Genomic DNA, 25,098 nt, shown 5'->3' on the forward strand with positions numbered 1-25,098 from the left:
GTCACCCATCGGCTGATATGGTTTCAAATTAACTAACCGGCCTTGCGGTATGCGGGGTGGTCGCGCGCAGCATCGCCCCCCGCCATCGCCATGTGTCCCAAGCGAATCCCTCGCTACCACAACATGGCCGTCTCCTGGTCGAGTCGCGTTTTTGTCGACACGAAATGCGAAGCCGGCGCAATGACGACGACGGGTACCACGTGCGACGGCAGGCGTCCGCTCAGACTGCGGCATAGTTCGTCGGTATCCAGCACCTGCCCTTGCCGGGCGACGACGTAGGACACCAGTTGTTTACGTCCCGGCTCGTCCTCACGCAGGATGCTCGCGGCCTGCGCGATCGCCGGATGTGTACACAGCAGAGCGTCGATCGCGTCGATGTCGATGCCGCGATCGCCACTGAGCGAACTGGGCTCGGCGTGGACATCGAGGACAAGGGTTCCGTCCGTCAACCAGTGCGCCAGGTCACCGGTGCGGTACATGCGCTGTCCGATAGCGAATGGATCAGCGACGAGACATGGCGTGGGTAGCGCTGTGCGATCGTGACCTCCCTGCGCCATGCCATCTCCGGTGAGGTACAGCTCGCCCACCACGCCCGGCGGTACCGGCTGAAGCGTGCCGTCGAGAATGTAGACGCGCACGTTATCGGCGGATGCGCCGGACGGCATCGATACACCCGACACGGCTCGCGCCGAGGCATTCCAGTCGACCAGAACGCGTCTTGTCTCCTCCTCGCTGAGGAGACTGCGGGCGTGTACCGGCGCATCGGGTGCCTCTGCCATCTCCCGCAGGATGCCGCTGTAGCAGTCCGCATAGCGCTGCAGTGTCGCGCGATCGTAGAGATGGGCATGCCCCGTGACCGTGGCTTCGATGCCCTTGGCGCTGCGCTGGAAATCCATGCCTAGCGGAAAGGCCGAATGGCCCTCGCCGCCGCCAACGTCGAGCTTCTCCCCCAGTTCGCTCAACTGCTCGTACACGTGGAAATGAATGTAGTTGAAGATGACGCCGACCGCGTTCTGCAGACCGTTGTCGCTGAGGATCTTCGGCAAGGGATAACGCCGATGCGGAAACAGGCGGCTCTCCGCTTCCATCACCTGCTGGATCAGGCATCTCCAACTGGTATGGCCGATGCGCAGGCGCAACAGCACGGCATTGAGAAACAATCCGATCAGCTTCTCGGCATCGACCGCCTCCGGGCGGCCGTGGCTGACGATCGCCGTCGCCACATCGCGGCTGCCCGTCAGCACACTCAGCGCGGCCATGTGCGCGGACAACAGCACCGTCTTCAGTGGAACCTGCACCTGCTGGGCAAGCTCGATCAGCCCCTTGGAGGTGTCCTCGGTGATCGCGATGGCAACGTAGTCTTCCGGGCGCTGGTTCTCCAATGCGGTTTTGGAGTGTGTCTTGACGCTGCGTTGCGCCTCGACAGGTCGATAGCCGGCCAGCATGTCGCGCCAGAACGTGCGGGTGGCATCGGAGGCGATCGCTTGCTGTTCCAGTGCGATGTAATCGCGGTACTTGATCGACAACGGCTCGGCCGGCATCGAGCGGCCGCCGAGCCGGGCCTGGTAGCGTTGCATCAGTTCAGTCACCAGGCTGGCATCGCTCCATCCGTCCAGCACCGCGTGATTGAAGCTGAGCGAAAAACGGAATTGCGTGTCGCTCATCCGATGCACGAACACGCGCAGCAGCGGCGCCACGGCGATATCGAAGGATTGGCGGGCCTCGTGCCCGCACCAGCGCTCGAAAGCCGCGCTCCGTTTTGGCTCGGCCAAGGCGCGCAAGTCCTCGACGATCAGCGGCACGCTGGCGGACCGATGCACTAACTGCAGCGGCACGCTGTAACTGCTGAAGTCGTAGCCGGTGCGCAGCACCTCATGGCGCCGGCTCAGTTCGTCCAGCGCCTCGCGCATCGCCGTCGCGTCGAACGGCAAGCGCATCAATGTGCAGAACACCACGTGGTACAGCGACGAGTCGGTGTCGTAGCGGTTGTAGAACACCATGCCCGCCTGCACCTGGCTGAGCGGATAAGCATCCTCGACGTGTTCGGGAATGCGCTGGCGATCCTCCGCCACGATCAGTTCAAAGGCCTGTACCGCGCGTGGGGCAGCATCGGCCGTGAAGACGACAATAGTCGCCAGCTCGGCCACATTCTGGTGGTCGAACAGCGCGCCGAGTTCAAAGCTCATGCCAGCCTTCTGCGCACGCGCCTTGAGCTGGATCGCCAGGATCGAATCGCCGCCCAGATCGAAGAAGCTGTCGTCGATGCCGACGTGTTGCAAGCCGAGCACATCGGCGAACAGCGCGGCCAGGATTTTCTCCTGCGGCGTGGACGGCTCGCGGCTCACACTCGGCTGGAAATCCGGTGCAGGCAGCGCCTCGCGATCGAGCTTGCCGTTGATGTTGAGCGGCAACGTATCAAGCAGCACGATGGCAGCCGGGACCATGTAATCGGGCAAGCGTGCGCCAAGCATGCGGCGCAACTCGACCGGATCGGGCGCATGGCCCGGCGCGGCGACCACATAACCGACCAACTGCTTGTGACCGGGCTGATCCTCACGAGCGATCACAGCGACATGCGACACCGTGGGCTGCTCGCGCAGCGCCGCCTCGATTTCGCCCAGCTCGATGCGGAAACCGCGGACCTTCACCTGCTGATCGACGCGGCCGACGAAATCGATCTGCCCATCGGCGCGCCAGCGCACCAAGTCGCCGGTGCGATACATGCGGCTACCGGGTGATCCGTAGGGATTGGCGACAAAGCGCTCGGCACTGAGCGCCGGCCGCTGCAGGTAACCGCGCGCCAGGCCGGAGCCGGCAATATAAAGCTCGCCGGCGACACCGATCGGCGTCGGGCGCAAGGCACCATCCAGGACATAAGCCTGGGTGTTATCCATCGGCGCACCAATCGGCACGCTGGCACCGACCTGGAACGGTGCGCGCATCGGATAGCAGGTGACGAAGGTGGTCGTTTCGGTGGGTCCGTAGACGTGCACCACCGATGCCTGCGGACACGCATCGATGACCTGTTGAAAGGCGTGAGTGGACGCCGCTTCGCCGCCGGTCCAGATCGCGCGTACCCCGGCAAAGCAGGCGGGCTCTTCCGCCAGCAAACGGAATAACGCCGTGGTGAGGAATACCGCCGTGACCAGCTCTTGCACCAGCGTGCGTGCAAGCACCTGGACATCGGTTTTGCCGGGCGGTGCGATGACGATCTGCTGGCCGCCGAGCAACGGCGCCCAGATCTCATAGGTGGAGGCATCGAACACCTGCGGCGAATGCAATAGCACACGCTGCTGACTGCCGTCCTGCCAGCGCCGGTCGAGCGCCAGCTCGATCACGTTGCGATGCGTGATCGCAATGCCCTTGGGGATACCGGTGGAGCCGGAGGTATAGATCACATAGGCCAGATGATCCGGCTGCAATGCGTGCGACGGTGGTGTCGCCGGTTGCTGCGCGATATCGGCAGCCTCCTCTTCCAACACCAGCAACGTGCCCCAATGGGACGGCAGACGATCGACCAGCGTCGCCTGGGTCACCAGCACCGGGGCCATGCTTTCGTTGAGCATATAAGCGAGACGCTCGGTCGGGTAATCCGGATCGAGCGGCAAGTACGCGGCACCGGCCTTGATGATGGCCAGCGTAGCGACAAGCAGATGGAGCGAGCGCTCCACACACAAGCCAACCAATACATCCGGCCCTACTCCCAGGGCCTGCAGATGATGAGCCAGGCGGTTAGCCTGTGCGTCGAGTTCGCGGTAAGTGAGCGATTGGCCGCCGGCCGCCGCGGCGACGGCATCAGGCACGCGAGCGACCTGGGCCGCGAAGATGTCAGGCAGATTGTTGACGGGCAGCGGGTTCGCCGTGCGGTTCCAGTCGACCAGCAACTGTCGCCGCTCCTGCGCGTCCAGCAGGTCGATCTGGTCCAGAGGCTGATCCGGGTGCTCTGCGACGCAGGCGAGCAAGCGCAGCAGACGATCGACATAGCGCTGCGCGGTGTCGCGATCGTATAAGTCGGTGGCGAACTCAAGGGTACCGCTAAGCCCGGCCGGCGCCCCATCCGCATCGACATTCTCGCTGAAGCCAAACCATAGGTCGTACTTGGCGGGATGGATGTCGGTGTATCGCCAGGTCGTCTCCAGTCCGGCGAACGCAGGCGATATAGCCGCATGGTTGTCGAGCATCAGCGCGACCTGGAACAGCGGGTGCAATGCCTGCGTGCGCACCGGCTTGATAGCATCCACGACACGTTCGAACGGCAGATCCTGATGGCTGAAGGCGGCCAGGTCGACCGCGCGCAGGCGACGTACCAACTCGCGAAAACCGGGATTGGCGGAAAGGTCCGCGCGCAATACCAGCAAATTCACGAATAGACCGACCATCGGTTCCAGCGCCTCGTCGTGGCGGCCGGCCACCGATGTGCCGATGGGCACATCCTCGCCAGCGCCGTGCAGCGAAAGCAGCGCGGCGAGCCCGGCATGCAACACGATGAACAGACTCGACTGGGTATCTTTAGCCAATGCGCGCAGCCGACGATGGAGCGCCGCGCTGACGTTGAACTCGATCGACGCACCGCCATGGCTGGCATGGGGCGGCCGTGGCCGGTCGGCAGGAAGATTAAGTTGCTCGGGAAGCCCCGCCAACGCCCTCTTCCAATAGGCCATCTGTTGCGCCGCGTCGCTATTGGGATCGGACTCCTGCCCCATCCATTCGTGTTGCCACAGGCTGTAGTCTGCATATTGCAACGGCAACGACTTCCATGCCGGTGCCCGTTGCCTGATACGTGCTTCATATGCTGTGGTCAGGTCGCCGATGAACGGTGCCAGCGATCCGCCGTCGATGGCAATGTGGTGCAACAGCAAAAGCATGCCGTGGTCGTTTGCGCCGAGTCGGAATAATGTCACGCGTATCGGCAATTCATGCGCCAGATCGAAGCAATGCGCAGAGGCTCGCTCTTGTTCCGCGTCGAATGCATCGAGTGTGATCGCGCGCTGCTCGAATATCAGTTCGGCAGCGTCCGTTTTGCGAACGATCTGCCGACCGACGCCGTCGACGTTATCGAACACCGTGCGCAAACTTTCATGGCGCTCAAGCACGTCGATCAGCGCCACGCGTAGTGCCTCGACATCCAGTGCGCCATGCAGACGCAGCAGCAGTGGAATGTTGAAGAGTGTGCTGGGACCCTGCAGTTGTTGCAGGAACCACAGGCGTTGCTGGGCGAACGACAAAGGAATCATGACGGTTCTTCTGTGATGCGCATCGGGCGCAATGGCATACGAGTGGGGATACGCGCTGTCTCCAGTTGCATGGCCAGCTCGGCCACCGTGGGCGCGTCGAAAAGAACGTGCAAAGGAACCTCTACGCCCAGGGCGCTGCGGATACGCCCGACGAGCTGCGTGGCAAGCAGAGAGTGACCGCCGAGGTCGAAGAAGTTGTCATCGATGCCCACACGCGGCAGGCCGAACATCGTGCAGAACAGCTCGGCGAGGATTTCCTCTTGCGTCGTGCGCGGCGCTCGAAAACCCTCGGTGCGGATCTCAGGAGCCGGCAGCGCACGGACGTCGAGCTTGCCGTTGCTGGTCATGGGCAGTGCCGGGATCGCCACGATAGCCGACGGCACCATGTAGTGAGGCAGAAGTTCGCTCATGACCTGACGTAATGCCGCGGGGTCCACAAGCGTGGGGTCCACAAGACCCGCCTGGGCAATCACCACATAGGCAACTAACTGCCGATGTCCGAGCAGATCCTCGCGAGCGACCACCGCAGCCTGTTGCACGCCAGGCTGTGCGCATAGCACCGCTTCGATCTCGCCCGGCTCGATGCGAAAGCCGCGAATCTTGATCTGCTGATCGGCGCGCCCAACGAAATCGAGCACGCCATCGGCGCGCCATCGCGCCAGATCCCCCGTGCGATACATACGCTCACCGCGGCCAAAGGGATGGGCGACGAAACGCTCGGCAGTAAGTGCGGGGCGCCGCAGATAGCCGCGAGCGAGACCGCTGCCGGCGATATACAGCTCACCCGCGACCCCCACCGGCAGCGGGCGTAATGCGGCATCCAGGATGTAAACCTGCATCTGGTCCATCGGCGCACCGATCGGCACACTGACCCCGACCTCGTCTGCTTTGCGCAGGGTATGGCAGGTGGCGGCCGCCGTGGTTTCGGTAGGGCCATAGCCATTCATGACCACGATCTGTGGGCAGTGTTCGAGGGCACGCCGAGAAGCCTGCGGCGATGCCACCTCACCGCCGCTCAAGACAACGCGCACTTGCGCAAGGCACTGCGGCTGTTCCTCGACGAGCAACTGGAACAAAGTGGCCGTGAGGAATAGCGCGGTGACTTGCGCGCGCACAATCAAGCGAGCAAGCGTCGCGACATCGGTCTTACCCGCCGGTGCAAGCACAATTTGCCCGCCGCCGAGCAGCGGCACCCACAACTCATAGGTTGAGCCATCGAACACCTGTGGCGAATGCACCAGCACGCGCTGGTGTCTGCCATCGGCCCAGCGATGGTCCAGCGCAAACTCAACCACATTGCGATGGGAGATCGCGATCCCTTTAGGCGTGCCGGTAGAACCCGAGGTGTACATCACATAGGCGAGGTGGTCCGGCCGTACCGCACGCTGTGGCGGCGTATCGGGGTATCCGGCCAAGACGCTCGCATCACCGTCGAGCATCACCAGTACGTGTCCCTGCGTGGGGAGCCGTGCAGCCATAGCCTCTCGGGTGAGCAATACTTTGACGCCGGTTTCCCCGAGCATGCGGGCTAGCCGTTCGCCTGGGTAGTCCGGGTCGAGCGGTACATAGGCGCCGCCAGCCTTAAGAATCGCCAGCAACCCCACGACCAGTGCCGGACTGCGTTCGATACAGATCGCAATGCAGTCATCCGGTGCCATGCCAAGCGCGATGAGTCGATGCGCCAGGCGGTTGGCCTGAGCGTCCAACTCCCGGTAGGTCAGTGACTGCGCTCCATCGATCAGGGCGACGGCATCTGGCCTGCGCACGGCCTGCGCCTCGAACAACAGATGGATACAACGCTCCCCCGGAGGAAGCGACGGAGTGCGATTCCAATCGCCGAGCAATTGGGCTCGCTCAGCGGATGGAAGTATGTCCAGATGGCGCACCGGCGTGCGCGGTGCGTCTTCCAACGAACAGGCCAGGCTCTCTAGCGCCTGTTGCATATAGCCACAGACGCGCGCCGCCGACACCGGCGGCATCGCCTGAAGATTCAGTGCCAGACTGTCGCCGAAATCTTCGACCGTCATCCCCAATGGATAATTGGTGCGCTCCTCGAACCCTAGCCACTCGATGCCTGCCGGCGTATCAGCCTGTTGTGCACCGGCGGTATCGGCATCTTCGTGGAGATAATTAAACAAGGCGCTGAACAAGGGCGTCGAGGCAGCCACGCCGCTGCAGCGCTGTGCGAGAGCTAACGAAGCGTGCTCGTGGCGCAGTAATTCAGCCAGCCTATCCTGCGTTTGCCGAACGGCTTGTTCCACTTCGGTGTCGTCGACATCGACGCGCAGTGGCAAGGTATTGATGAACAGACCCATGGCCTGATCGGCACCGTCGCCCGCCTCCATCCGTCCGAACAACACCGTGCCGAAGACGACCTGTCGCCGCCCGCTGGCTGCGGCGATAACCAGGCCCCAGGCCAGATGGCAAAGACTGGCAAGACTGACGCCGAGCCGGCGCGCATGCGCGCGCAGGCGACCGTTCAGCTCGTTCGGTAATCGTCGGCGCGATTCATCGATGCGCTCGCCGCCGCGACGCACATCGCCCAGGCCAAATGGCAACGTGGGTTCGTCGATGTCCCCAAGCTGCCGGCGGAAGAAGCGCTCGTGCTCCATCGCACCGACGCCCAGGCGGGCATGGGCTATTAGCTGACGGAACGGGTGCGATATACCAAGCGTATCGCCGCGGCCCGCGAGAATAGTCATGGCTTGTGCGTAGAGCGACTCGATGCTGGAGTGGTCGCCAATCACGTGGTGCAGCCACTGCAGCAATAGCCAACGGTCGTGTTGCGGATCATGTGCAATGACGAAACGCAACAACGGCGCGCGACTGAGATCGACGCGAACGTTGGATACGTCGTGACTTCGTGTCAGTTGCTCGACGACAGGGCCGTCATGCGGATCGGGCACGAATTCAGTGATGGTCGCCGGTGCGTGGCGCCATACCACTTGCGCAGGTGTGGACAATCCCTCCCAGACGAGCGCAGTACGCAGGATGTCGTGGCGATCGATGACCTGTTGCGCGGCGGCCAGATAACGGTCCAACAGAGCGCGATCGGCGAAGGCCATGCGATCGACCATCAGGTACGGATCACCGTCGGTACTCAGCCGGTGATGGAACAGCATGCCCTCCTGCAAGGGAGCCAAGGCATAGATGTCCTGGATGTTGGCTATGCCACCGGGTACCTGGGCGACGATGCAGTCGATATCGGCTTGCGACAGATCGATGAGTGGCAGCATCTCCGGTGTGATTGCCGTACCACCAGGCTCGATGACATTGGGCGGCACGACGATCTCGCGGTGCGTGCCAAGCGTCAGCGCCAGCTCGGCCAGCGTGGGCGTAGCGAACAGCGAACGCACCTCGGTGCCGACCCCTAGTCGGCGCAGGCGTTCCAGCAACTGGATGACGATGAGCGAGTTGCCGCCGAGTTCAAAGAAATGGTCGCGTCGACCCACCTGTTCGATGCCCAGCAATTCCTGCCAAAGGTCGGCCAGCAAGCGCTCGACATCGCCCTGCGGCGGTTCATAGGCGCGATGCAGAAAGGCAGCGCCGGTCGGTGCGGGCAGTGCCTGGCGATCGAGCTTGCCGTTGACAGTCAATGGCAGCGCAGACAGCACCACGATGGCACCTGGCACCATGTAGCCGGGCAGTTGCTCAACCAGGCTGCGTCGCAGCGTAGCGACGAAGCTGCGATGGTCCTGCATCGCACCGGGGTCATTGCACACCGGCGCCGTGCCGGTGCGAGCGGGCGGCTGGTAGAGCTCGCTGACCACTGGGATATCGCCACCGTTGCTGTCGATGAAAACGGCATCGAACTGTCGGTCACTACCTTCGCCAGCCCAGGTGACCGCGACGTCATAGCCAAGCTCGATACCCAATGCATGCAGATCGTCAGGCTCGATCGCCAGCGCAGCCGCCGCGTCACCCTCCCCCCATACGCGCTGTACGATCTCGAACTCGTCGACCAGGCGCGCATTGGGAACGTTACGCAAGCGCAAGCTGGACGGCCGCTGCATTGCCAGATGCAAACGCAGCGAATCGAGCGTGTCGATGTCGCGCGACCAGACTAGCGACGGCAAATGGCCCAGTGATTGGACATCCGTGCCTTGCTTATGCAGCACGACCTCATAGCGGTGGCGGGTCAGTTCGTTGTGGAAGCGGCCGTGCTTGAGCTGAATGTCGACACCGGCAATATCCTCCCACTGTTGCGGCAACGCGGCGAAATACGCCGGATCGACCAGCAGTTCGTTCTCCAGGCGCAGATCTTCATCGACAGCCTGCCGCAGGCTTTCCGAAGCCGTACCTCCGGCGCGGTGCCAGGCGACCGCCGTGGCGAAACAGCGCATCAGGCGCAGATTGCGTACATCGCCGACGAAGATGCGTCCGCCCGGAGCGAGCAAAGCCATGCATTGCCGCAGCACCTGGGTGAGGTAATCCGCACCCGGGAAATACTGAATGACCGAGTTAAGCACAATCGTATCGAAAGATTGCCGCGGCAACCCTTCGAGGTCATGTGCCGGCTGGCAGCGCAGCTCAATGCGATCGCACAACTGCGGGTCGCGCGCGACGCGCTCACGCAGTGACTCGATCACTGGCGAAGAGAAATCCAGGCCCCAATACGACGCACAATGCGGCGCCACCTTCCATAGCACCAGCCCGGTGCCGACACCGATCTCCAACAGTCGGGCCGGGCGCAGCGCGACGATGCGATCGATAGTCGCGGCACGCCATTCGCGCATCTGCTCCAACGGAATCGGCTGACCGTCGTAGCTGCTGTCCCAGCCCTCGAAGTCCTCGCCATGAGCCAGCTCGGCATGCTGGCTGTACAAACCGTCGTGCAGCGTCTGCCACTGTTGTACTTGCCGTGTCTCAAAGGTTGTATCGCGGCCGGCGATGCGATCTTTCTGATGCGGCACCACGTAACCGACCAGTTGCTTGTGCCCGGCGCGATCCTCGCGCGCAAGCACTGCTGCTTGCGCCACCGCTGGATCGCGCAACAGGCAGGCCTCGATCTCGCCCAACTCAATGCGCAGACCGTGCAGCTTGACCTGCTGATCCACACGACCGGCAAACACGATAGGACCGTCCGGCCTGCGTCGCACATAATCGCCCGTGCGATACATGCGACTGCCGGGCACGCCGAACGGGTCGGCGACGAAGCGCTCTGCCGTCATCCCCGGTCGGTGCAGGTAGCCGCGCGCCAGCCCTGGCCCGGCGAGATATAACTCGCCCTCGACATCATCAGTCACCGGTTGCAGCGCCGCATCCAGCACATACGTGTGCATCATCTGCACCGCGCTGCCCATCGGTATCGCATCCCCTCCCTGCCCGGCCTTCAATGGCGCCGACACCAATGCATCCACAGTTGCCTCGGTGGGGCCGTAGCCGTTGACCATATGCCGCCCCGGCGCCCATGTTGCAGCCAGCGCTGGCGGACAGGCTTCGCCACCTACCAACAAAGTATCGAGCCCTGGCAGTTGCGAGGGTGTCATCAGCGCAAGCAGACTTGGCGGCAAGGCGAGATGGGTGACCTTCTGCCGCGCGCACAATGCAGCCAGCGCGATGCCCGGCACCAACTCGTCGGGCGGCGCCAGCACCAACGCCGCGCCCAGGCATAGCGCCATGCAGACTTCCCCGAAGGAAGCATCGAAGCTCAACGAAGCGAATTGCAGCACGCGGCTATCTGCAGCTATTCGCAGCCGCTCGCGGTACGTGCTTGCCAATGCGTGCACGCCCGCATGGCTCACTACCACGCCTTTGGGCCGACCGGTCGAGCCGGAGGTATAGATCACATAGGCTGCATGCCGTGGCGAGCGCAAGCCGTCGCTGGCATCGAGATCATCGGTGGATCGCGCAGCGATAGCGGCGGCGGTGACCGCATCGTCGAGATAGATCGATGTAAGAGCCTGCGTCGTCGGCCATCCGACCATGCGCATCGTTAAGACGCATGCCGGCTTGGCATCTTCGAGCATGTAAGCGAGACGGGGGCCGGGATAATCCGGGTCGAGCGGGAGGTAAGCCGCGCCGCATTTCAATACGGCCAGCACGGCAACGATCATCTCGAACGAACGCGGCAAGGCAATGGCGACGATCGCTTCCGTGCCAATGCCTAGTGCCTGCAATTGGCGTGCAAGCTGGTTGGCGCGAGTGTTGAGTTGCGCATAGCTAAGGCTGGTGTCGCCATAAATCAGCGCGGTGGCATCGGGAGACTGCGCGACCTGGCGTTCGAACAACTGCGGCAGAGTGGCGGCAGCCTCGTCGTACGCTGCCACATCATCGTGACTGTCTTCGGCAACCGGCAAAGGCAAAGGCATATGGTGCCTATCGTGCATCGCCCCCTCCCTAAAGTTGATCTCACTACTCGTTGGCAACCTTGAACTCGCACTCTCTCATCGCGGCAATCTCCCGCCACATGCCGAGAGGTAGCGTCGCGTCAGCAGGCGAACTATTTATTCCATCGCCGCGACCAGACTGCGCGGACGCATGTCGGTCCCATGCTGCTCGATATGATCCAGGCATACCTGGCGCGTGTCGGGTCCCAGCACAAGCGTCCAGCCAGCGGGTACCTGTGCGAAATGAGGCCAGAGCGAATGCTGGTCTTCGTGATTCACGAGCACGACAAACGTAGCGTTGTTATCGTCAAATGGATTAATCACAGAACATCTCCAGATACTTGAGGTAAATAGGAGCGATGTGAGAAGCGCATTGTTGGTAAAGGCGATGACCAGACGGTGACATCGCGTCGCATGCTGCGCACCGAAGAATTCCGGCGGCTGCAAACGATCCGACAGACTCCAGGTGTCCGCATGGCAGTCAGGAGTCTGTCGAGATTATGTATATGAAGTCTCGTCCGCAGACGATCTAATCTGCTGAGATCCATTGAGGATATTTGCATATCACCGCCGCCCCCTACACATGATTACTGCATTAGTGCGCCTTCATTTACTTCATGATCCAACGTTACTAGACACCGGGTCATTGCCACATGAAATTCATGTGAAAACGGAGCATTTACCCATGCCGCGTTCGACACATCATCAGCTATGAGGTTTGCTTGGGACTGGTACGCGTCCGATTTCACAGAAAACCGCCGCTCGACCATTAGGCCTACGCACCTCGTGACCTTGGGTTTGACGATTTCCCCCATAGCCACTGGTAAGGCATGAACTGCCTTATGAACGAAGGTGAGCTTGCGTAATTGCGCTCTACAGTTCGAGCATGATGTCTGCCAGGCGCCGTGGTTGCCATTGCATCGCCATCCGACTCAGGCGCAGAAAGTCCGCACAAAAAGACTCGATTCGTTCTTGTCGAAACAGATTGCCGGCATAGGACGCGTGGCCGTGCACGGTCGTCGGTGTCTCAAGAAAGACCAAGGAAAGATCATGGAAAATCGGCAGCGGCGTTTCGCTCGATACAGACGCTGTCGAAGGCTCCTGCGCCTCCACTTCACTCTTCCAGTGATTGATGATGACGCCATTGAGATGCATATCCCATGACAGACGCATACTGATCGGCCGGCGAAAATCCAGCGTATCGGCGTATCCAAGCCGAACCTGTTCGAGATAATCGGCAAAACGGATTTCAGGCGATACGAATGAATAGAGGGGCCGGTTGCTGGCGAAACAACCGACAATATCCGCGACTTCCGGCGGCGTTCTGCAAAGGGTATAGGTTCCGAGCAAGATGTCGTGCCTGCCGGACCAGCGCGACAACAACACGCTGTACATAGCCAACAGGGTTGCCGACAAGGTCATCGAATGAAGGCCGCTAAGCTCCCGTAATTCGGAAAGCGTGTCAGCTTGGATCGTGAAGGCATGCCGCTCTTCCGGCGCGCCCTCGCGTATCCGCCCCCGCGGAAAATCCGTCGGCAGCTTCAAGCGACCCATGTGCGCCAGCCGCTCCTCCCAGTAGCGGTATGGGTCATCGGCTCCGCTCGCACGCAACCAGTGCTGCTCCCAGATCGCGAAGTCTGCATATTGATAACGGGGCTCAGGCAACGGAGAAGGCTTTCCTGCAACGAATGCCAGATACAGCGCCCGCAACTCCCGCTTCAACAGACGGGACGAGGAAGTATCGATGGCGATGTGATGAATCCCCAAGAGCACGAGATGGTGGTCATTCGCGACTTTGATGACACACGCCCTGAACAACGAACCTCCATCCAACTCGTAAGTCCTAAGCCGGTATTGCTCGACTTGTTCAAGGGCTTTTGCTTCGCTTTGCTTTAATGAAAATGGCGAATAATCAATAAATTCCAGTAATAAGCTCTCCGGTGGTTCCACGGTTACGACAACCTCCGGTCCCGCAGCTCGAAAGCGGGTTCGCAGCACTTCATGGCGGCGAACGAGTTCAGTCAGCGCACTTTCCAGCGTCGGCAGATCCACCTGACCTGGAACCGGAATAACCATCAACGGGTGAGGTGTCGGCCCCGACACCTGTTCAAGCTCCCACCACCATCGCTGCATGCACGAAAGCGGAACCGGGCCGGAGCGAGGGTAAGAACCCAGTGGAAGCACGATCTCGGCGGACTCCGACCGTAAGTATTCCCTCACCTCTTCCTTGCGCGCGCGGGCTTCGAGAACCTCCTCCATGGCGGAGCAACCCGGCGGGCCGCGAAATCGCACATCCGCACCGCTCAGTGAAAGAGTGACCCCTTTCTCCCGCAGCGCGCTCAATAGCCGTCCGATGGGAAAGGAAGCCGGCGGATTGTTCACAATCACCCCAATGTTTGTATGGACCGTGGCCTGCGAACCACCGTTTTCGGCATACTTGTGCACCGCTAACGTGTAAAATATAGCGCGAAACATAGGTAAACATAGTGACCCATACGAAGCGAAAACCGCGGCAGGCGCGATATAAGGGACGCACCCTGTCGAGGTACTGCGCGTGAGCGGCGCCGACCAGGCCATCCCCCGTTTTGTCATCGGCACCGGGCGCTGTGGCTCGACCCTGCTTTCCAAGATGCTGGCCAAGTGTCCCGGCCTGCTCATGCTCGACGAGTTCTTTGCCGGAATCGATCGGGATAGCTCGTTTACCGGCACGCAGCTCTCCGGCAAGCAGTTCGCGCACCAGCTTCTGCACGATCGCACCACCATCGAGCTCATCCGCACGCGCTATCCGTTGCTGATGCAGGCAGGCGCCCCTACTCTGGTCAACCGCACGGTGCCGCCCTTTCTCAGCGGTAATCAGTCGATTCCGGCTCTCTGCGTGGCGCTCGCAGGAGCCGCCCAGAAGATGGGCCTCAATCCGTTTCTGCTGACGGGGCGAGCGACACGATTTCTGGAAACTCTGTCAGAGCAACCGTTTGCCGCGCATTGCCGAACTTTGTTTGACTGGCTCGCACAACAGAGCGGGAGCGTAAGAGGCTGGTGTGAACGGTCCGGCGCATCGCTGGAGTTCTTGGGCGATCTCGTCGAGTCGTTTCCGCAAGGCCGTTTTCTGCATCTTCATCGCGACGGCCTGCACACCGCGCTTTCCATGCATGCGCACCCGATATTCGCGCTGCAAATATCGCTGCGGCTCAAGCCCATGCTGGCGGAGGAAGCGCAACTTGCAGCTTCGCCTCCGGTCGATATTTCCGTCGACCCGATCGTGCGCCGATTGACCGCGGAAGCTCCCACGGTGGAGGACTGCGGCCGTTACTGGAGCTCGGCCGTGATGAGCGGGGCGCATGCCGCTGCCGGCCTGGGCAAGGACAGGTATATGGACATTCGCTATGAGGATCTCGTTGCCGATCCTCTTCGCTATCTCGAAAGCATCGCGGATTTTTTTGCACTCGATAGCCGCCAGGCATGGTTGCGCGAGGCCGCGGCGCTTGCCGATAGTGGTGCCTCTGCGAAGCGGCTGCCGTCATTGTCGCCTCACGCGCTGGCTGCACTGCAGGCGGCGTGTTTACCGGGGCAGCAGTTGCTCGGGCGAGCCTGACGAGTTGGCTGCCGTCACTACCCTGACCGGATAGCGAGCAGGCGGGTTTTGCAGTACCGAGGCCGGCGCGTCTTTCAGATACATATCGAAGAAGCTGTGCACATAATAAGCCGTCGCGGAAAGCTGTTGACGTCCATCGATACCGATAATGCCCAGCAGGTGCAGCAGTCGCTGAACTCGCTGGCTCTTCACCAGAACCCCATCGCTAAAGCCGAAATGATTCGCTCCCCGGATCGTGACCCACCATCGCCCTTCGGGTGGAAGCCGGTCATAGATGGATTGAATATCGGCGTCGATGCGCCGTGTATCCGGGTCCGATGCAGCGCCATGCTCGCCTACCAAAAACATGAATGGCTGATGCAGGCCCTCGCGAATAACGCTACCGTAGGGCGCGCCATCCACGTCGATGCCGGCCTTGCAGCGCGAATCTTCATGACAGAATTGCGCCGCCGTGGCGCCGCCGAGCGAATGCCCGAAGACGCCGACATGCTGCAGGTCGAGCCGTCCGGCGAATCTGCCGGAAGCAGCGGCATTCAGGCGCTCCAATTGATCGAGCGCGAAGCCCATGTCGGACGACCACGCAGCCAACAGCTTCTCGATCATTTTTTCCTGGACAGGGCCGGACACAAGCTCGGGATTATTCTCCGCTGTTCTCGACACGACACGTCCGTCGGAGAACACCATGACCGCGGTACGGAACGGCGCGTCAAAACCCACGACGATATAGCCATGGCTGGCCAGATCCTCGGCAAGCACCGTGTACTCCGCGGTCAATGCGGCCAGGCCGGCGCGCATAATCACCACAGGATAAGTCTGCTGCTCGGGCGATAGATCGGGGTCCTGCATGCTGTGTACGCGCACACGCGACAAATCGCGCGTTATGAACTTGCTGATTAGCGCCCCGCGCGCCTGCTCGACGGCGGCGCGCCAGGCAGCCGGGAGATAGTCGGCCGTTACGCCCGGCGATGCGTTTGGCATGGGGTATTTCGGCGCGGGGTACCAGATCCAGGCGACAAGCTCCCGCGGGGTCCCAGGCATGGGCGCCAACTTGTCCGTATGGGCAGCATCGGTCCAGGTGTAAATCGACCGACCGACCGCATAGGGGCCGGTTGGTGTGGGGAGCCTCGTCTCGGCGCGGTGCTCGTCCCGCAGCAGCCCAAGCAGGACCCCTACGCCAAGTACGATCAGCGCCGCCAGCACAGCGAGCCCTTTGAGTATCCACATAATCAAGCTCGCTCCTCGCTCTTGATGTATTTCACCCCTGTGGCGCGATGCCCTGCGGGTGCGGCTTTCATACCTCGCTCGCCAGGCGGGCAAAGGATCCGCCGAAATACAGCAATGGGTCGGTGGTGCGTAGAGGCGATACCCGCACACCGACCACTTCGCAGACGAACATGGAATGAGTGCTTCCGTCGAGGTAATCCACGACGCGGCATTCGAGATTCGCCAAGGCATCCTGCAGCACGGGTGCGCCGAGCGCACCGGTCGTCCATTTCCCTTCGCGGAAACGCTCCTGCGGGGTACATGGCGATAGACCTGCAAAACGCCGGGCGAGGCTCTCGTGTTCCGTGGCCAGTATGTTTACCGCGATCACCTGGCACCTGCGTATCGCCCGATAGGCCCAGCAGATTCGATTCACGCATGCGAGCAACCGGGGCGGTTCGACCGTCATCGAGCAGATGGCTGTCGCGGTAAGCCCCGCCGGCTCGCCGTCGAAGTGCGAGGTCACGATCGCGCACGCGCCGGCGAGCCGGCGCATACCCTCTCGAAACTCGGCGGGCGACACTGGCCCGTTTGCGCGGACTCTCTCCACATGCGCTTCATTGGCCCGAGTTTCCATTATTTACTATGGACCTTTATGCACCAGGCTGATGAGTGCCGATGGCGGCGGCGGGTCGGGCGACCTGCTCCACAAGCCAGCGCTCGTTGGCAATGCGTTCGGCCAGCGCTTCCAGGCTGGGCGCATCGAACAGGGCTTTAAGGGGGATGTCTACATCCAGCGCCTCTCGTATCCAGGCGACTACGCGCGTCGCCACCAATGAATGACCGCCCAGCGTGAAGAAGTTGTCGTGTATGCCGACGCGCTCAACCTCCAGTACGCTCGACCAGATTTCCGCAAGGCTGATTTCTATCTCGCTCCGGGGCGCGACGTAGTCCTCGACCTGCACATGAGCGTCCGACCGCAGCAACGCAGCCCTGTCGATTTTTCCGTGAACATTGAGCGGTAGCTGCGGCATATGGACGAAAGTCGCCGGAACCATGTAATCAGGCAATGTCTGCTTCAGATACATACGCAGCGAATTCACGCTTGGGGGCGATTCCGATGCGCACGCCAAATAGGCCACGAGACTGCGCTCGCCTCCGTCGCCATGCAACATCACGGCTGCCTGCCTGACCTCCGGGTATTCCAGCAACGCCGACTCGATCTCGCCGAGTTCGATCCTGAAGCCGCGTAGCTTGACCTGTTGATCGACGCGTCCGACGAACTCCAAGTTGCCGTCAGGCAAATAGCGAACCAGATCGCCGGTTTGATAGAGGCGGCCGCCCGTTGTAGAGAAGGGGTCGGCGATAAAGCGATCCGCTGTTAAGCCCGGGCGCCCCAAGTACCCTCGGGCGATCCCTGCACCGCCGATATGTAGCTCGCCTACCGTCCCGACCGGAGTCTGGCTGAGATCTTCCGCCAACACATACAAACGAGTATTGGCAACGGCGTGCCCGAGATGTATCCGCGAATCTCCCGCGACGAGATCTCCATAGCTTGCGCATACCGTGGCTTCGGTGGGTCCGTAGGCATTAATCAGTCGGAAGCGGGATGCCCATGCCCGAGCCAGCTCGGGCGGACAGGCTTCGCCGCCGATGATAACCATGCGCAAATGCGGCAGATCCAGCGCACTGGGATCACCGAGCGTATGCAGCGCCGATGGCGACACCATCAGCACGGTGATCTTGTACTCCCGCAGGGTTCGCTCAAGTTCGGGACCAGCCGCGATGCGTCCGGGAGAAGTCAGATGCAAGGTCGCGCCGGACGATAGCGTGGTCGCGATTTCCCAGATCGAAGCATCGAAATTCAGACTGGCAAACTGCAGGACGCGGTCGCCCCTGCGGAATCCGAAGTCCGTCGCTTGCGCATGGACGAGGTTGCACAAACCCGCATGCTGGACCAGCACGCCCTTGGGTTTACCGGTGGAGCCGGAGGTATAGATGACGTAGGCGAGATGGTCCGGGCGTGCGCTTCCGGCAGGCGCCGTGACAGGTTGCTCTGCCATAGCGTCCCGATCGTCATCGAGATTGACCACGCGTGCCCAATGGGCGGGCAAAGCATCGGCCAGCTCCCGCCGGGTGACCAACACCGGAACCCGTGTCTCCTCCATCATCAACGCCAGGCGGTCTTCGGGGTATTCCGGGTCGAGCGGCAAGTAGGCGCCACCTGCCTTGAGAATGCCCAGCAAACCGATGACTATTTCGAACGAGCGATCGACGCACAAGCCGACGATGACATCGGGCCCTACCCCAAGCCCGCGCAAGTAATGGGCTAATTGATTCGCGCGCGCGTCCAGCTCGGCATAACTCAGCTCGCCCCATGGCGACGACAACGCGATAGCGTCGGCCGCGTTCGCGGCCTGCTTCGCGATGAGGTCGGTAAGGCATGTGTCGGACGGGAACCCGGCGGTGGTTTCATTCCATTTGCGCAAAGCAAGCCTGTCGGCCTGCGGCAGCATGATGCATTCCCTGTACGTCTCTTGTGGCCGCTGCGTCATCTGCTCAAGCGTGAGCAGATAAATCTCCATGAGCTTGTTGACCCGCTCCGAGTCGATCCGCTTGACATGGAAAGTCACCGCCAGCTCGCCGTGGCCTACATGGGAGTCCGTGCGCACGCAGACCACCAGCGGAAAGTTGGTCTGCGGAACCGGCTTCCATTCCTTGACGTGCAACCGATCGGCCAGCGATTCGTACACATGGAAGTTGATGTAGTCGAACATCACCTCCAACGTATCCCTCCCGGAACGGCGGCGGAATATCTCCACGACCGGATAAGAGCGATAGCGCAATACCTCCTCTTCCAGCGTGAGGGCATATCGCGCGAGGTCCAGCCAGCAAGCGCGCAGCGGTAATTGGCCGCTGCGGAAATGGATCGGAACGGTATTGAGATAAAGTCCCGGAACTTCATCCCCGTGCATGGATTCCAGGCGTGCATTCGTAACCAGTCCAGTCGCCACGGACTGAACGCCGGTAAAGACCCGCAGCGCGTGCAGATGAGCCGCGAAAAATACGCTCTTGATCGGCACACGGGCCTCTGCGGCAAAGTCGGCTACGTCGCGCATGAGCCGCAGGTCGAAACGTACATTCAGATTTTCGGATGCATCCTGCTCGCCATCGTCCATAGCCGGCTGCTCACCTTTGCTTCGCAGCCATAGATTCGAACGCGGCAAGTCGTCCACGATGCGCGTCCAGTAAGCCTCGTGCCCGGCATTTGCCAGCATGCGGCGCTCGGCGGCGATATAGTCCCGAAAGGTAACTGGCAGCGCTGGCTTTGCCGCAACCGGCGTGCCCGCAAGACGCGCGAGATAGTCTTCGTACAATTCCGTAAGTACGGCCGCGTCGCTCCAACCGTCCAGGATCGCGTGGTGGGAGCTCATGCTCAACTGAAACTCTTGCTCATTCAGGCGATGCGCAAAAAACCTTACCAGCAGCCCATCCGCCAGGCCGAAGCCGCGGCGCTTTTCGTGTTCGATAAAGTCACTCAGCGCGGCGTTCTGCCGCGAATCATCGAGATGGCTCCAATCGGCGACGACAAATGGCACCGGCGTCGGCGCACGCACGCATTGCACCGGCTCCATATAGCCACTTAGATGGAAGTGGGTGCGCAGTATGGGGTGGCGGTCGACTGTCGCCTGGATGGCGGCCTGCAATTTGTCGGCATCCAGCGGTTTATCGAGGCGGTGGCTGGTGGCGGCGTGATAGGTCCTGCTGCCACGTTCCCATTCACTGTGAAACAGCATGCCCAACTGCAGTTTCGACAGCGGATAGGCATCCAGATAGCCGGCCTGCTGCGCCTTGAGCCGGTCGCTTTCACCGACCAGCTCGAAGGGCTCGGTCGCGATGTTGATCGCGGTCGAGTCGTTCCGCGCCGCCAGCTCGGCAAGCGCACCAAGTCTTGGCCTCTCGAAAAGCTCCACGAGAGAGAAATGCAGCCCGAGCTTCTGCGCTTCGGCCTGAACGCGCAAGGCCAGAATCGAATCACCTCCCAACTCGAAGAAGTGATCCTCGATGCCTACGCGATCGACTTTGAGTACGTCTCTCCAAATAGCGGCGAGCGTCTGCTCCGCTGAGGTCTCCGGCGCCGTGTAAGCCGTAGCGTCATTGCGCCCGGAAGGTAGCGGCAGCTTGTCGCGATCGACTTTTCCGTTGCTGGTCAAAGGCAGGGCATCGAGCGCTACGAAGACGGCAGGCACCATGTATTGAGGCAACCGGGACCTGAGCTGAGCCCCCAGCTCGTGAAGGTCGGTTTCGCAGCCTGCCTCTGCAACGATGTAGGCGACCAGGCGCGGCTCTCCTACCGTATCTTCGCGCAGCACGACCACCGCCTGCGCGACGTGAGAGTCCTTGAGCAGGGCCGACTCGATCTCACCCAGCTCGATGCGATGGCCGCGCAACTTCACCTGGTGATCCGTGCGTCCGACGAATGCCAGCTTTCCGTCTGCCCGATAGCGAACCCGGTCTCCCGTGCTGTACATCCGGCTTCCGGCCGGCCCATACGGATCGGCCAGGAATTTCTCGGCAGTGAGGCCCGCACGCCGGAGATAACCCCGCGCCTGCCCTGCTCCGGCCACGTATAACTCCCCGACCACGCCCGCCGGCACCGGCTCCAGGTGCGCATCGAGTACATAGGCGCGCACGTTGGCTATCGGCTGACCTATCGATGCGTCCCAGCCGTCGACGTCTCCGCCGATATGGTCGTCGTAAGTGGCGCACACCGTGGTTTCGGTAATGCCATATTCGTTGATAAAGTGCCGTCCCCGAGCCCAGCGATCCGCGAGTGCGGGATCAAAAGATTCCCCGCCGGTAAACAGCAGGCGCAGAGCCGGGAACGGTTCGTTCGGCAGCAAAGCCAACTGCGATGCGGGCAGCATGGCGATGGTGATGGCCTTGTCCTGCAGAATTCGCTGCAACTGAGCGCCGATCAAGGCCGCCGGCGGCGTCCCCAGTACGCACAACGTCGCTCCGCTGCTCAGCGGCAGCAGAATCTCCAGCATGGAAACGTCGAAGCTGAGACTCGTGAACTGCAACACCCGATCGCCCGGCCGCACATCAAACGAGCGCCGATGCGCTTCGAGCATATTGACCAGCCCCCGGTGCGCAACCAGCACACCTTTCGGATGGCCGGTGGAACCCGACGTATAGATCACGTATGCCAGGTTATCGGGGGTCGCCAGGCGTTCCGGGGAGGTATCGGGCTGGGCTTCGACAAGTGCCTGCAACCTGGGTTCATCCACACAGATCAGGTGTCCCCAATACGACGGGAGCACATCTTCCAGCCGCGCTTCGGTAATCAACACCGCAACGCTGGCATCCTCCAATAAATAAGCCATCCGGCCCGCTGGAAGGTGCTCATCGAGCGGCAAATAGACCCCGCCCGCCTTCAGAATCGCCAGCAATGCGATGACCATATCGGCAGAGCGGCTCATGCAAAGCCCCACCACTACCTCCTGCCCCACGCCGAGGCTTCGGAGATGGTGTGCGAGCCGGTTGGATCGGTGTTCGAGGTCGGCGTAGCTAAGCTCTTCCCGCGTATCGGACAGGGCTGGTGCCTGGGGCGTACGGGTCGCTTGCGCACTAATCAACTCGTGAATACAGCGGTCGTGGGGATAAGGCGTGTGCGCCTGGCTCCACTGGCCGATTTGCGTCTCGCGCTCCGACTCGCTCAACAAAGGCAACCGCGAAACACGGCATAGCGGCGCGGCGACGATCGCGGCGAGCAGTTGCTGGAATGCTGCCGCGAGGCGTTCGATGGTGGCGGGATCGAACAGATCGCTGGCGTACTCGAAGGCACAGCGCAATTCCGACAAGGTCTCGTGTACGTAGAGCGACAAATCGAACTTCGAAGTGATCGGTTCGTCATCGATCCAGGAGACGTCGAGTCCGGGAAGGGTCAGAATCTCGCGCGGGAAATTCTGAAACGACAACGAAACTTGCACGATCGGTTGACGTGAGAGGTCTCGCTCGGGCTGCAGCTCCGAAACCAGCTTCTCGAAGGGAAGATCCTGGTGGGCATAAGCGTCGAGTGCGGTCTCCTTGACCTGGGCCAGTAGCTCCTTGAAGGTCGGGTCGCCCGCCAGGTTCGCGCGCAGAATAAGGCTGTTGACGAAGAAGCCGATGAGCTCTTCGAACTCACGCCGCGAACGCCCGGCTGCCGGCGATCCCACGACGATATCGGTCTGGCCGCTCCATCGGGACAGCAAGACCTGGAAGGCCGCCAACACCACCATGAATAAGGTGGCATCTTCGCCATGTCCCAGGGCTCGCAGACCGTCGCAGATTTCTTTCGGAACGCAGAACGAGACGCCTGCACCGCGAGTCGATGCCACCGGCGGGCGAGACCGGTCGGTGGGAAGCGCCAATACCGGCGGTGCGCCAGCGAGCTGCTTTTTCCAATAGTCCCGCTGCTCGACCAGTACAGCACCTTGCAGCCACTGACGCTGCCAGTGGGCAAAATCACGGTACTGAAGCGTCAGCGGAGGCAACTCTATGTTGCGCCCGGCAAGTGCCTGCGGATAGATCTCGCCAAGCTCTCTGGCCAGCACGCTGAGCAACGACCAGCCGTCCGAAATGATGTGATGCGTGGTTATCAGCAGCAGGTGATAGTCCGAACGCAGCCGCAGCAGCGTAACGCGCAGCAACGGCCCATGCAGCAAGTCGAACGGTTCAAGCGCCCGTGCCTGCATGACGGCGCGGGCCTGGGTCTCGGCCTCGGGGTCCGGCAAGCGGGAAAAGTCCACGACCTCCAATGTCACCGGCCGTGGATCTTCGACGATCTGTCTGGCCGCTCCGTCGATCAGCTCGAAGTGTGTCCGCATCGACTCGTGCCGTCGCAGCAATGCCGTAAACGTGCGCTCCAGCGCCGCCGCATCGAGGGACCCGCGCAAACGCAGTGCCAGCGGAACGTTATAGGCCTGCCCGGCGAGTCCGGCCTGATCGAGGAATAACAAGCCCTCCTGAGCGAATGACAACGGTAGCGGGCCAGAATACGGGCGATGTTCGACAACGGCTGCGGCATCTGTCTGCTGTTCGGCCTGCAGATGCGCCACTCGTGCCGAAAATTGCCTCATCGTCGGGTTTTCGAACAAGGTCCGTACCGAGACCTCGACACCCAGGGCCTCGTACACGCGTGCGACCACCCGCATGGCCGCCATGGAGTCGCCGCCCATGTCGATAAAGCTTTGCTCTGGGTCTAGCTCATGTCGCTCAAGTACATCCGCCCAGATGGCATTTACCACTGTTTCGCAATGTGTTTCACAGTCCACCGCCATCGCCCTCTCGATCGATCGATCAAATGCAAACGGCAAGAGCCCTACTCCGATTGCCCCGCCGCGTCCGATGAGCTACTTTTCCGCTTCAAATCGTTCACCGACGGGTACCTGCCCGAATGACTTCGACCACACTCTTCCTGCTGCAGGCACTCGTCATCATTCTGGCCCCTTTTATACTAACGTATATTTTCCGGTTAAGTATGTATTTACCACCTGTAGTAGTACAGGTACTTACCGGACTTGCGTTAGGCCCCTCCCTGCTCGGACGCGTTGCACCAGGGACATATGAGGCGCTCTTTCGGCCCGACGCGTTGCAACCGCTCCAGCACGTCGCCTCGATGGCTTTGTTGCTGTTCGGTTTCACCAGCGGAATGCACTTGCAGTGGTCTTCCTTGCGTGAACGCGGCGGCGCGTTGTGCACTATTTCCCTTGCCAGCCTGCTGGTGCCGGGCGGCTTGGGCCTGCTCACCGGGATATGGGTTCTACGCAACTACGCGGCGGCTCCAGGGCCTGCCGCGAGCGGACTGCAGTTTCCCGCCGGCATCGCCATCTGCTGCGCTGTCACCGCCTTGCCGGTACTGGCCGCGATCCTGCGCGAAAGCCGGCTGACGACCACGAAAATCGGCCAAATGGCGCTCGCGATTGCTGCGGTGAACGATGCGGCGCTATGGGCGATGCTGGGCGCCCTGCTGGCTTTATCCGGCATGGTGCACCAGCCGAACACCACATCGGTCACGGCATTGCTGTTGCTATTGCCATATTGGGCGGCATTGTTTACTGTGTTTAAGCTTCTGATAAAGTTTATCGAAAAACATACGCCCGAGAAATCACAGCGGGAGCACCTGCAGCTAACCCTGGCATGCGTGCTTGCATTGGGCTCGGCGGTGCTCTCGGAATGGGGTGGCTTGCACTACGTGCTCGGCGCATTTGTAGCTGGCGTAGCCATGCCGCACAGCGCACGCGAGATTTTGCTGAAGCGAATCGAGCCATTGACAGTCACCGTGCTGATGCCCTTTTTTTTCATGTCCACAGGCCTGAAAACATTGATCGATACCAGCTCCCCTTTGTTCACCGGAATCTTTCTTGCGGTGACCGCGGCAGCGGTACTCGGGAAATTGGGCGGCGTCGCTGTCGCGGCACGACTTACGGGCGAGCCGTGGTGCCAGGCCTTTGCGCTCGGCGCGCTCACTCAGACCAAGGGGCTGATGGAAGTCGTCGTCGTGACGATTCTCCTCGACGCCGGGATATTTTCGCGAAACGTCTTCTCCGCCGTGGTGCTGATGGCTGTCCTCAGCACCTGCCTGGCGATGCCGATTACACGCTTATTGCTCCGATATCCGGCACGGGGGGCTTCCGCGAGCGCGCTGTCCGCGCTGCCCTCCCAGCCGGAGCCCGGTCGAACGCCATCGTAGTAC

At 61.5% G+C, this 25,098-nt stretch carries 9 protein-coding genes; 2 read left to right on the forward strand and 7 right to left on the reverse strand.

What is annotated here, in order from left to right:
- Nucleotides 1–113 precede the first annotated feature (113 nt).
- The 4 genes from DVJ77_RS17370 to DVJ77_RS17385 all read right to left on the reverse strand — a co-directional run bounded on the left by DVJ77_RS17370 (nt 114) and on the right by DVJ77_RS17385 (nt 14,038).
- A complete protein-coding gene (locus DVJ77_RS17370; RefSeq protein ID WP_114846789.1) occupies nt 114–5,234 on the reverse strand; it encodes a non-ribosomal peptide synthetase in 5,121 nt (1,706 codons plus the stop codon).
- Nucleotides 5,231–11,563 (reverse strand): non-ribosomal peptide synthetase, encoded by a 6,333-nt coding sequence (locus tag DVJ77_RS17375; RefSeq protein ID WP_114846790.1) that lies wholly within the window; start codon nt 11,561–11,563, stop codon nt 5,231–5,233. Before DVJ77_RS17375 ends, DVJ77_RS17370 begins: the two co-directional genes overlap by 4 nt.
- A gap of 117 nt (nt 11,564–11,680) precedes the next feature.
- Nucleotides 11,681–11,887, reverse strand: coding sequence for an MbtH family protein (locus DVJ77_RS17380; protein ID WP_114846791.1), 207 nt, complete (start codon nt 11,885–11,887; stop codon nt 11,681–11,683).
- A gap of 549 nt (nt 11,888–12,436) precedes the next feature.
- Nucleotides 12,437–14,038, reverse strand: coding sequence for a condensation domain-containing protein (locus DVJ77_RS17385; RefSeq protein ID WP_162791545.1), 1,602 nt, complete (start codon nt 14,036–14,038; stop codon nt 12,437–12,439).
- Between the two features lie 79 nt (nt 14,039–14,117).
- Here DVJ77_RS17385 and DVJ77_RS17390 point away from each other — a divergent pair, with 79 nt between their 5' ends.
- Nucleotides 14,118–15,155, forward strand: a complete 1,038-nt coding sequence (locus DVJ77_RS17390) for a sulfotransferase family protein (protein ID WP_114846793.1) — start codon at nt 14,118–14,120, stop codon at nt 15,153–15,155.
- Here DVJ77_RS17390 and DVJ77_RS17395 read toward each other — a convergent pair.
- From DVJ77_RS17395 to DVJ77_RS17405, 3 genes are all read right to left on the reverse strand, one after another.
- The gene (locus DVJ77_RS17395) at nt 15,123–16,379 is read right to left on the reverse strand and encodes an alpha/beta hydrolase family protein (RefSeq protein ID WP_114846794.1); all 1,257 of its coding nucleotides are present in this window, start codon (nt 16,377–16,379) and stop codon (nt 15,123–15,125) included. The genes DVJ77_RS17390 and DVJ77_RS17395 overlap by 33 nt on opposite strands.
- Nucleotides 16,380–16,446: 67 nt before the next feature.
- The gene (locus DVJ77_RS17400) at nt 16,447–16,914 is read right to left on the reverse strand and encodes a flavin reductase family protein (RefSeq protein WP_225428064.1); all 468 of its coding nucleotides are present in this window, start codon (nt 16,912–16,914) and stop codon (nt 16,447–16,449) included.
- 97 nt (nt 16,915–17,011) lie between these two features.
- Nucleotides 17,012–23,683 (reverse strand): non-ribosomal peptide synthetase, encoded by a 6,672-nt coding sequence (locus tag DVJ77_RS17405; RefSeq protein WP_114846796.1) that lies wholly within the window; start codon nt 23,681–23,683, stop codon nt 17,012–17,014.
- Nucleotides 23,684–23,799: 116 nt separating this feature from the next.
- Here DVJ77_RS17405 and DVJ77_RS17410 point away from each other — a divergent pair, with 116 nt between their 5' ends.
- A complete protein-coding gene (locus DVJ77_RS17410) occupies nt 23,800–25,095 on the forward strand; it encodes a cation:proton antiporter (RefSeq protein WP_114846797.1) in 1,296 nt (431 codons plus the stop codon).
- The last annotated feature ends 3 nt before the right edge of the window (nt 25,096–25,098 follow it).

The sequence above is a fragment of the Dyella tabacisoli genome (genome assembly GCF_003350925.1).
GTDB lineage: Bacteria > Pseudomonadota > Gammaproteobacteria > Xanthomonadales > Rhodanobacteraceae > Dyella_C > Dyella_C tabacisoli.

What these genes read in the sequence shown, in the direction of transcription:
- DVJ77_RS17410 (WP_114846797.1), top strand. Translation starts at nt 23,800, where the DNA reads ATGACTTCGACCACACTCTTCCTGCTGCAGGCACTCGTCATCATTCTG.
- DVJ77_RS17400 (WP_225428064.1), bottom strand. Translation starts at nt 16,914, where the DNA reads ATGCGCCGGCTCGCCGGCGCGTGCGCGATCGTGACCTCGCACTTCGAC.
- DVJ77_RS17375 (WP_114846790.1), bottom strand. Translation starts at nt 11,563, where the DNA reads ATGCACGATAGGCACCATATGCCTTTGCCTTTGCCGGTTGCCGAAGAC.
- DVJ77_RS17405 (WP_114846796.1), bottom strand. Translation starts at nt 23,683, where the DNA reads ATGGCGGTGGACTGTGAAACACATTGCGAAACAGTGGTAAATGCCATC.
- DVJ77_RS17385 (WP_162791545.1), bottom strand. Translation starts at nt 14,038, where the DNA reads ATGTTTCGCGCTATATTTTACACGTTAGCGGTGCACAAGTATGCCGAA.
- DVJ77_RS17395 (WP_114846794.1), bottom strand. Translation starts at nt 16,379, where the DNA reads ATGTGGATACTCAAAGGGCTCGCTGTGCTGGCGGCGCTGATCGTACTT.
- DVJ77_RS17370 (WP_114846789.1), bottom strand. Translation starts at nt 5,234, where the DNA reads ATGATTCCTTTGTCGTTCGCCCAGCAACGCCTGTGGTTCCTGCAACAA.